Consider the following 9,731-nt stretch of genomic DNA (forward strand, 5'->3'; position numbering starts at 1 on the left):
GCTGAACGCGGCAGTAATGAACGATTCAATCGGAACTTACGTTATTTTTACCCTAAGGAGACTTGTTTTGAGCACATTAGTGCTCAAGATTTAACCACGACGTTACTCGAAATTAACCAACGCCCCCTTAAAGTACTTAACTGGCAAACACCTTACCAAGTGATGCTGACTAATTTGTCAAAAAATTCGGATTAAATTTGCAATCTACCATTTGATATTGATTATTTTTTAGAATTAAACTTAACTACATCTTTCTTTTCCAACATCTCAACTTGAAATTTAAACATTCGTTCTGTATCAGAATCAATTGAATTAAGCCACTCAACTAATAATGATTCTATTGCTTCTGATTGATTTTTAGCAGCACCAATCAATGTCATTGCTTGCAATTGGTTCTTTATATGATTGTTCATTCTAACGCTAGTGTCAAAAGTTACTCTGTCGACACCAGATATTTTTATTTTTTCTTTACTGTCATCAGTTTTTAAATCATCTGTGGTAAAACTATTGGCCGGCTTTAAGATAGCTTGTCTTTCAATGATCTTTACTTTTTTATTGTTATTATCTTTATTTGGATTTTTTATTAAACTTGCCATTATTTGGTTACCCCAATTCTTTCTAGCAATTCGCTTGTTATATTGTCATACACTAAGCGTACTTTTTTATCGTATCTATCATTATCCGTCACTCCAGTTACGTCATATCTTTTTAAACGTTCCATATTTCGTACTGTAGTTTTAAAGAAATTTTCTTCTCCAAATTCAGATTTGGCTTGCTCGAGTGTACTTATATCTATTGGTGCTCCATTTTTTAAAAGCACTGCTAGAATACCAGCGATTTCCAAAGTTGGTGCATGGAATTTATTGATTATCTCTTCTTGCATGTAATCAATGACTGTCTCCACACCTTGATATGATCGTTCATGAGTTTGCATAACTGGTATTGCCCAATCCGCTGCATATAATGCACTGTCTGTTATTAAGCTAATTGTTGGTGGTAAATCAATTATTATAATGTCGTATTTTTCACGTAATGGTTGTATTAACGTAGCCAAATAATGAACTCTATCTATATAGTTTTTAGCTTTTTCTTCCATGTATCTAGGATATAAACTAAAATCAGCACTCGATGGAATGAAATCTAAATTTTCATTTAAATTAATTATTGCAGATTCTAAATTTTCATTTTGAATAGCTTTTAATAATGTAGTATCAAAGCTTTCCACTGTTCCATCAATGATTGTTTTAGTTTTAAAATACAAATCTGTTGCATTAGCTTGTGGATCCAAGTCCAATAATAAAGTTTTTACACCTTTTCTAGACAGTGCTAAACCTGTCATTGTTGCAGTAGTTGTTTTACCAGTTCCACCTTTATGGTTCGTATAAACTACTATATTTGATTTCATTGCACACCTCCGTTATTTTAATGCATGCATGCATACATGTATTATAACATACATGTATTATTGTATGCATGCATGTTTGCATTATTGTATTTAATAATACATCGTTTAAATGCCTGTGTATATACCTTTAATTCTAAATGTATTATTGTATTAATGTATGCTTGCATTCAAGCATTATTGTATTAATGCATTATTGTATACTTGCATGCATTAAATAAAAAAACCTTTACAAGTCTGATATAACAATGTTACTATTTAACCAAAATAAAAAGCCCCCAGCGCCAACTGGGAGCTAAACAAAAAAATGACCAGTCCGGCAAGACTGACCAACAAACCTTACATGTTGGTATTATTATATCACTAAAATCATAAGTGGTAAATATAGTCGTTTTTTTCTAAATAAAATTTAATGGAGAAAAAAACTATGACAAAATCAAACTCATTTTTTAAATCAGCACAATCAATCTGGACTGACCAACCTTATAAATCAATGTCACTCTTAGCAAAAAATATTTACATGTTCCTTGCTGATCGTCAATCTTATTCATATACTTCCGTAGCTAATGGCGATAAATCATGGATTGATAACGATGGTAATGTGTACTGCATTATGCCCAACTTAGAATTAGTTGGTCTGTTAAATATGACTGAACGCTCAATTATCAAAGCTAAAAAAGAATTAGTTGAAGCTGGACTACTCAAACAAGTTAAAGGGGGCTTCAACAAACCAATGCGTTTATACGTTACTGATTTACTTTCCCAAGATGAGTTAACTGAACCCTTAACTGAAAATATTTCAGCCTATCAAGACTTACCCACTAATACTATTAAAGATACTATTAAAGATACCGCAAATGAGTTATCACAATCTAAAGCAATAGAAATTCCTGAAAAACCAGTAAAAGCGAGTGAAGTCTTTAATAATGGCGTTAATAACCTTTGGTTTGAAAATAAAGCACTAAATACAATGCAACGTATGGCCAATGGATCACTAGAAGGGGTCCACAAGTTAATTAGTGTAGCGCTCAACGCTAAAAAGCGTGTTGAAAAATCAGTAGGGCAGATGCTGTGGTTAGATTACAACGATGTTGAAACGACTGTGGTCATTGAGTCAATCAACCGCTTATTTAAAGCTGGTCAAATTAAAAACCTAGAAGCATATTTTTATAACTCATTCCGCAACATGGTTGAAAACCGTTTGAATACCCAAATGCAGCATGCTATGTAAGATATTTAAATGAGATTGTTTGGTACATACATGTTGATTGTGAAATTATCTAAAAAAGCGACTTTGTGAAATGAAAAGGGCTATAAAGTAGGTTAAAAAAACGAACAGAAAAAAATTCACAAGAGGTAATTTCACAAACTTTTAAGAATGCTGATATAGCAATATTAAAGTGACATCTTAAAATAAGAACAAAAGATTAAAATATAAAAGATAAACTTATAATAGGCTCCGCCTTTTCATTAACTCACTTAAAAAATAAAAAAGAACATCTGCACCAAAATTGACTGGCTACAATGTTCTTTTTTTGATGATTGTATCTTTCAACTGACGTCTCAATAACGATTTAACATTATCCTCGCTTATTAAGCTCATAGAGCGCGTTTAACATCTTTGTTGAGTATTTATTAATCAACCCATTAAAAACGCTTAAAACGGCTAATAAGGCGTTTTAAATCTATAGACTTGGCCCTTTAAATAGATCCCGTGTTAATTCGATAATCCGATTAATTAATGCTTTAACTTGTTCAATACCCTTGGTCAGTTGTTCATGATCAAGACGATAAAGAACATAGCGTGCTTCAACATCACTATGGGGTATCTTTTCGACGCCATAATCATTTTTAAGCATATCCCGCATCGCATAGTCCATCTGTTGCTTTTCTCTCACTCGCTGTTGAAGTGCTTGATGCCTATCCTTCAGCTGTCGATAGTCAGCTTGCACCTCTGCTAATTGGGACTTGGTTTTTAATAAAGCTTGGTTGCTATCTGCTGCATCACGTTGGCTTTGTAAGGTTGCTTTTTTCATATTAGCTAAAAGGCTTTTAAAGCGATCTAAATCATCTGGTTTAAGTACGGTCTTGCCAAATAAATTTTTAGATAGTGCTTGTTTAAAGTCATCAATTTGTTTTTCAGCTAAGTCAACTTCCGTTAGAGCTTGATTCGTGACTTTGAGTAAGGCTTTTTTAGCACTGATATTTTCTTCGACATTGGCTAGTTCCTCTTTTAAGGCTTTAAATTGATTATTGTACTTTTTAATTTCAGTCACATTCTCAAACGGTAAGGTTTTGTGATTTAAAATGCCCTGTTCATAAAATGGCAGGACCGCTTTTAAATTCTGATTCAAATCATCATGGAAAGTTTGTAAGTCATGCCGTGTGAGGACTTCTTTAGCAGAAACCTTATAGCGCTCTTTTTTAGCATCAAAAACGACTGGGACAAAGGCATAGTGCAAATGGGGTGTTGTTTCATCATAGTGCACCACAGCGGCCACAGCATTTTCTTGACCATAACGATCATCTAGAAATTGTTTGGTTGCTTCAAAAAAGGCGCTCTGTTGCTCATAGGGCGCTTTTGACAAGTCTTCAGGTAAAGTAACTATCCAAGTCGCTAACGCCTTCACATCGTCTCTTTTCATGCAATAAACGTCATTTAACCGATCATTGAAGCGGGACAGCATATCTGAACCATCTGATATAAGGTCTTGATTCAGATAAGTTTTAGTAACATCAATCTCTTTGTTGGTGTGATGGTCAGTTTTACGTTCAAAATGAACAGCTAAACCGGGGACTGCACCACGGGTATTTTTCTTTAAATGCGCCATAAAAATTGCCTCCTCGAAAAAGGTTTTCCGAGACCAGTATAACACCGTTAAAAATCTGGTATAGCCTGTTATACCAAAATTATATTTTGGACAGGCTCTGCGAGGCGCGTCATCGAAAAACGATGACGGTAGCGTTCCCCCTTCCTTCTGGGGGAACTGCTATTTTTCGGCGCCTATTATCCGGCTAGAAAAACCTCCGGCGGGTCACGCCGTGACAGGGCAATTTATCATTGCAGGATCACCTTCAGTGAGAGCATTTCATGCAGAACGCTACCCGCGTCGGGCAAGCTGATGTCAGCTTAACCACATAAAAAAGAAGTTGAGATAGTATCGGTGTCTATCTCAACTTCTTTTGAATGCTGATACGTCCCTCATCGTATTAATTTAAATCCAAAATGATTACCAAAATTCCCTGTGAGCAAACTACACGTGTTTTTTTGGTAACAATTTTAATAAATCAAGGCTGGTATGGATTATAACTAAGCTTGCCAGAATGATATAAAAAGAATTTGCTGAGGTGAGTTTATTTTCGATCATCATGTAAATTAATATCATTACGGAGCACAAGAAAAAAATAACATTAAGTATCGTATCGACGATGCCTGATACTTTCTTTTCAAGTAATATGTCTTTATAGTTTTTATCTTCCCTAATCAGTTCATCCAATGAAATATTGTACAAATCTGAAATCATAATAATATTGGAGATATCCGGATAACTTTTCCCACGTTCCCAATTAGATATAGCTTGATACGATACGTGTAAACTTTTAGCCATATTTTCTTGTGATATTTTTTTATTTTCACGAATAATTTTTATTTTTTCACCTATTTGCATATGCTAAACCCCCAGCGTTTATTGTATTTAATACAAAGCTTAGCAAAGCTAAGATGAATAAGTCACTAAAGTATTGCTTGAGCTCAATTATGTCAGTATTTTGGGATAAAAAACGCTAGTTATAGCTAATGAGATCAGCCAAAATCAATTTGATCTAACATGGTTTCCCGACTTGCTTGATCTAAGCCAAGGTAGGTTAATGTCATCGCTTCACTAGAATGATTTAACAAGTGCATGACTAGCCCAATGTTGTAGTTAGACTGGGTATAAACACGATAGGCACCGGTTTTACGCATGGTGTGTGTGCCTAGATAATTAATCCCTAATAGATCACCAACGCGTGCCATGACCTTGTAAAACTGCTTCTCTGTTATATGTCGATCTGGATGGGACGTTGAGGGAAATAACCAATCCGAATTGATATTCTGTTGGACTAGCCAATCATGATATTGCAGCAAATCTTGTTGCACGGGCTTTAAATATAATGTATTTGCTTTACCGGTCTTTTTATCATGAATAAAGGCCGTGTGTTTAACAGATCCATCCGGATTATAGACATCGGATTTCTTTAACGTCATCACATCACTCACCCGCAGCAGGGTGGCTTTGCCAACTTGAAAGATGGTGTAGTTACGGCGGCCCGCCCGAAAACTATCTAATAAGGTGTCTTGTACCATTTTTAAGACGTTAGAATCCTTGATCGGAAGGACAATTTGTTGCACCATTAGATACTCCTTTAAAGTTAATAATTTGATTAATGATAGCATATACGCTATCATATTGTTATGGAAAAATTTGAGTTTGATTATTATGATTGAGCTGAATTTGAACAGTTCTTAGATCAATTACCTGATAAAGATGCTGCTAAATTAATTGCAACCATTCAAAATATTGAAAATAATGGCCTCTTAGTTGCGGAAAGACAATTATGGGTAAAAAAGCTAGAAAATAATCTCTATGGAATTCGTTCTAAACGATCTTCAAACATTCAAAGAGCTATTTACTTTCAAGTCAAAGGTAGTCAATACATTATTACTAATGCTTTTACGAAAAAAACGCAAAAGACACCTGAAAATGAAAAGCAAATCGCTCGAAATAGACGTAGTCAGTATTTGAATAAGGAGGAAAATCAATGAGTAAACTTGATGCATACGTTGCCGAACGTAGTAAAAACAATCCTGAATTTGCACAAATTGTTGAGCAAGAAAATATCAATTTAGAGGTAGCAGTGAAAGTTCATGACCTTCGTACAAATATGGGATTAAGCCAACGTGAATTTGCCAGTTTAATTGGTAAGCCACAATCAACGATTGCCCGCATTGAAAATGGTTCGATGAATGCTTCAACAAAAATACTATCTGAGATCGCCCAAGCAACAAACCAACGGTTGACCATTCAATTTAGTCCAGCATCTTAAGGGTTATTGTATCATTAAACAAAAAATAACCTCCACTATCTAACTACTAGATAGTGGAGGTTATTTTTTTGTCAATTTTGAGACTCAACGTTAATAGATTTTTCTACTTTAGAATATTAAGCCTTTGAAATGTATTCATGAGATTCATACTCTTAATAAAATTGTTTTTAAAGTAATTTTTGTTCTTTTAGTAGTTCTTCTATCCAAGTACCCTCTATTTTTTTCATAGCAGCATGTTTAAATAATTTTGGAATAGGAAGTTTCATTTGATCAAATGTTTTTTTATCATTCATATAGTACATAGCTTTTAGTAATTCTCTAACATCATATATTGACCCATAGACTTCGGGAACAGCGCGTTCAACTTCAAGTAAAGTATATACAGATTCCATGGCTGTCCTAATTGAATATTCGGTGGTAAACACGGTGTCATTACTAGGTGACTCTGCGAAATTACCAATAAAGGCTAAATTAACAGACCCTTTAGGAACAATATCTGGCCTATCACCCGCAACGCGGGGCATAAAGTATGATGTAATAAATGGCATAAATACTGGAACGGTATTTATATTGTTTTGGTTAGACAATTGTTTGATTTTGGACTCAGGGACACCAAGGTGATAAAGGAGTTCTTGCGTAATTTCTTCCCCAGAACTTTCTACAATGGTCTTATTAACAAAATTTCCTTTGGTATCTGAATATAGTCCATATATCCATACAATTGTTTCATTTTCTTTTTGTTCTTTGAAATGTGGCTGCCTGTGGACCGCGAAACTCATCAACCAGTTCGAATCGGTTATGGTAATGATCCCACCACTATTAATTTTGTGATCATGCAAATCACGATTGGTAAGACGTTCAATGTAAGGTTCAATTTCTGGTGATTTTATAGTGGCTGTCGCTGACACAAACCAACTTTTGTCAGGTAGGTTATCGTAGAATACTTCTGGATGACCGAAATCATTAGATTGTTCTGCCAGATTCTTCCACAGTGACCAACTACCACCCAACTCTTTTGATATAGGAGCAGGTTTATCATGGCTTCCGTATGTTGAACTTTCTGTAATAGATCCATTTGTAACGAATACAAGATCATCACGCGATAGGCTAACATCATCACCATCCTGGATCACGAGTTTTTTGGCAATTTTTTCGTCATTTTCAAAATCGACTACAATATTATTAACTTGTGTATCATAAATGAATTCAACATTATATGACTCTAAATACCTTATAATGGGTAGAACCATAGACTCATACTGATTGTACCTATTGAACTTTAGGGCGCTAAAATCAGGTAATCCATCAATATGATGAATAAATCGCATCGTGTATCGACGCATCTCAACTGCAGAGTGCCACTTTTCAAAAGCAAACATAGTTGCCCAGTACATCCAAAAATTACTTTCAAAGAACTCATTTGAGAAAAATTCCTCAATAGTCATCTTACCCAGTTTTGACTCGGGAGTTAAAATTAAATCTATTAATTCTTTAGCTTTTTTATCCAAAGTATACAGGCCATCTGTTGGGACGCGTTGTCCCCGATTATAAATTAGGCGAGTATTAGATGAATTTGGATCATCTTGATCTAGCCAATAAAATTCATCTAAGTAAGAGGCGTCTTCAATTTCTAAAGAAGGAATTGATCGATACATGTCCCACATAGTTTCAAAATGATTTTCCATTTCTCGACCACCACGTGTCACAAAGCCGATATTGGCACGCTTTTCTCCATCTAACGATCCACCCGGAGTAGGCAATTCCTCATATATATGAATTTTTTCTCCGGACATTTGTCCATCGCGCACTAAGAAAACAGCGGTAGCCAATCCGGCTAGCCCTCCTCCGATAATATACGCTGATTTTTGATCCACATTTTTGGGCTTTCTTGGCCGTGCAAAAGCTTCATAATTTCCGTTAGAATATCGCATAATTGCCTCCTTTTACTACGCTTTATGTTGATATACTCTATTTAAAAACGACTCTTGTTAGTATTTGGGGTTAGGCAGTTCATAGAATCCCATGAACTGCCTTTGAACGGCATTTTGCTCACCTGAAATGCCACCACCTGCAACGGTTACATTTTTATAAATATGTTTCCTCCTATCAAGTATTTGATTGGTTAATCATATCACTAAGAAAAAGCGGTTTCAAAAAATAGCAACTAAAGTGAAACAGTCATTTTAGTTGCTGCAGTCACCATGAATAAGCGGTATGGTTTTGAAAGATGGGAGTCTTTAATTAGTAAGCAAATTTGTTGCATCGTATCATAATTCATATATAACAGTCTGATTATAAAATTACGAAAAATGTAGCGATATTAACGGGTTATTATTATTAATAAATAAAAAACAACCCCCATTATCTACTAGTTAGATAATGGGGGTTGTTTTAATCAGGTTTTACAGGGGCGATAATCTAATAATGGACCCTAAATTTTAGAAAATATCTTTGTCGTTTTCAACAGTTCAAAAATTTATTCTTCATCGAATGGTCCCTTATCAAGATAAGCACTTAACATCCATATTTTCTTGTCAATATCAGTCTTGAAACCGTTAATCATATCCTGTGTAGGTTGATCATTTTCTTCATCAGTGATTTCGATTGTTTTTTGAAATTGATCTCTAAGATATCTGAAATTATCTACTAAACGTTGCATTAATTCAGGCAGAGTGAATTGATCAAATTTGATTTTTTTATCTGGTAAACCCGTCTGCTCGATAAATTCATGTGTTGTTGAAAATGGAGCACCATTTAAAGCAATCAAACGTTCAGCAACTTGATCTTCTTCGTCCGCAAAAGTTTCATTAAATTCATCCATCTCTGGGTGTAAATTAAAGAATTGTTTGCCACGCATATACCAGTGAGTTTGATGAACATTAGTTTGAATTTGTTCTAGGTCAGCTACTAGCTGGTTAAGCTGAGCCCGAGTTTTGGGGTAATCATATTTTTGATTCATAAGATAATCTCCTCCTAAATTAATTTTTATTACGCCATAACTGTAGTATGCTTTCACTGAAAAATCAAGGAATAACCACAATGTTTAGAAAAAATATAAATTGAAAATTTAGGGAGTTAGAGAAAAATTGACTATGATCAATTATAAAAAAATACAAGCCGTTTATACTACACAGTAGAGAGGCAAGAAAGGAGATTTTTATGATGAAAAAAGCTGTTATCAATTTAGAGGAGTTAGCATGTCCGACTTGTATAAAAAAGATTGAAGCTGCCGCTGCTTCAGTTA

The 9,731-nt window shown here is 34.6% G+C and carries 9 protein-coding genes and 2 pseudogenes; 4 read left to right on the forward strand and 7 right to left on the reverse strand.

Going from position 1 to position 9,731, the window contains the following annotated elements:
• Positions 1-195, forward strand: a pseudogene (locus JOC59_RS08630) (IS30 family transposase); the annotation flags it as partial.
• 26 nt (positions 196-221) lie between these two features.
• Here JOC59_RS08630 and JOC59_RS08635 read toward each other — a convergent pair.
• On the reverse strand, positions 222-596 hold the full coding sequence (locus JOC59_RS08635; RefSeq protein WP_205144361.1) for a DUF5388 domain-containing protein: 375 nt from the start codon (positions 594-596) through the stop codon (positions 222-224).
• Complete coding sequence (locus JOC59_RS08640) at positions 596-1,405, reverse strand: ParA family protein (RefSeq protein WP_205144362.1); 810 nt, start codon at positions 1,403-1,405, stop codon at positions 596-598. Before JOC59_RS08640 ends, JOC59_RS08635 begins: the two co-directional genes overlap by 1 nt.
• A gap of 424 nt (positions 1,406-1,829) precedes the next feature.
• On the opposite strand from JOC59_RS08640, the gene JOC59_RS08645 reads away from it, so the two are divergent.
• On the forward strand, positions 1,830-2,633 hold the full coding sequence (locus JOC59_RS08645; protein WP_205144363.1) for a replication initiator protein A: 804 nt from the start codon (positions 1,830-1,832) through the stop codon (positions 2,631-2,633).
• Positions 2,634-3,087: 454 nt separating this feature from the next.
• On the opposite strand, the gene mobV is transcribed toward JOC59_RS08645, so the two are convergent.
• The 3 genes from mobV to JOC59_RS08660 all read right to left on the reverse strand — a co-directional run bounded on the left by mobV (position 3,088) and on the right by JOC59_RS08660 (position 5,795).
• Complete coding sequence (gene mobV / locus JOC59_RS08650) at positions 3,088-4,233, reverse strand: MobV family relaxase (RefSeq protein WP_205144364.1); 1,146 nt, start codon at positions 4,231-4,233, stop codon at positions 3,088-3,090.
• Between the two features lie 423 nt (positions 4,234-4,656).
• A complete protein-coding gene (locus JOC59_RS08655) occupies positions 4,657-5,070 on the reverse strand; it encodes a helix-turn-helix domain-containing protein (RefSeq protein ID WP_205144365.1) in 414 nt (137 codons plus the stop codon).
• A 134-nt stretch (positions 5,071-5,204) separates the two neighbouring features.
• Positions 5,205-5,795, reverse strand: a complete 591-nt coding sequence (locus JOC59_RS08660; protein ID WP_205144369.1) for a site-specific integrase — start codon at positions 5,793-5,795, stop codon at positions 5,205-5,207.
• Between the two features lie 60 nt (positions 5,796-5,855).
• Here JOC59_RS08660 and JOC59_RS08665 point away from each other — a divergent pair.
• Both JOC59_RS08665 and JOC59_RS08670 read left to right on the forward strand, forming a co-directional pair.
• Positions 5,856-6,206, forward strand: a pseudogene (locus tag JOC59_RS08665) (type II toxin-antitoxin system RelE/ParE family toxin).
• Complete coding sequence (locus tag JOC59_RS08670; RefSeq protein WP_205144366.1) at positions 6,203-6,487, forward strand: helix-turn-helix domain-containing protein; 285 nt, start codon at positions 6,203-6,205, stop codon at positions 6,485-6,487. Before JOC59_RS08665 ends, JOC59_RS08670 begins: the two are co-directional and overlap by 4 nt.
• 167 nt (positions 6,488-6,654) lie before the next feature.
• On the opposite strand, the gene JOC59_RS08675 is transcribed toward JOC59_RS08670, so the two are convergent.
• On the reverse strand, positions 6,655-8,418 hold the full coding sequence (locus tag JOC59_RS08675) for an oleate hydratase (protein WP_205144367.1): 1,764 nt from the start codon (positions 8,416-8,418) through the stop codon (positions 6,655-6,657).
• 545 nt (positions 8,419-8,963) lie between these two features.
• Positions 8,964-9,446, reverse strand: coding sequence for a Dps family protein (locus JOC59_RS08680; RefSeq protein WP_205144368.1), 483 nt, complete (start codon positions 9,444-9,446; stop codon positions 8,964-8,966).
• Positions 9,447-9,731: the final 285 nt, after the last annotated feature.

The organism is Periweissella beninensis, from assembly GCF_016908275.1.
Classification (GTDB): Bacteria; Bacillota; Bacilli; order Lactobacillales; family Lactobacillaceae; genus Periweissella; species Periweissella beninensis.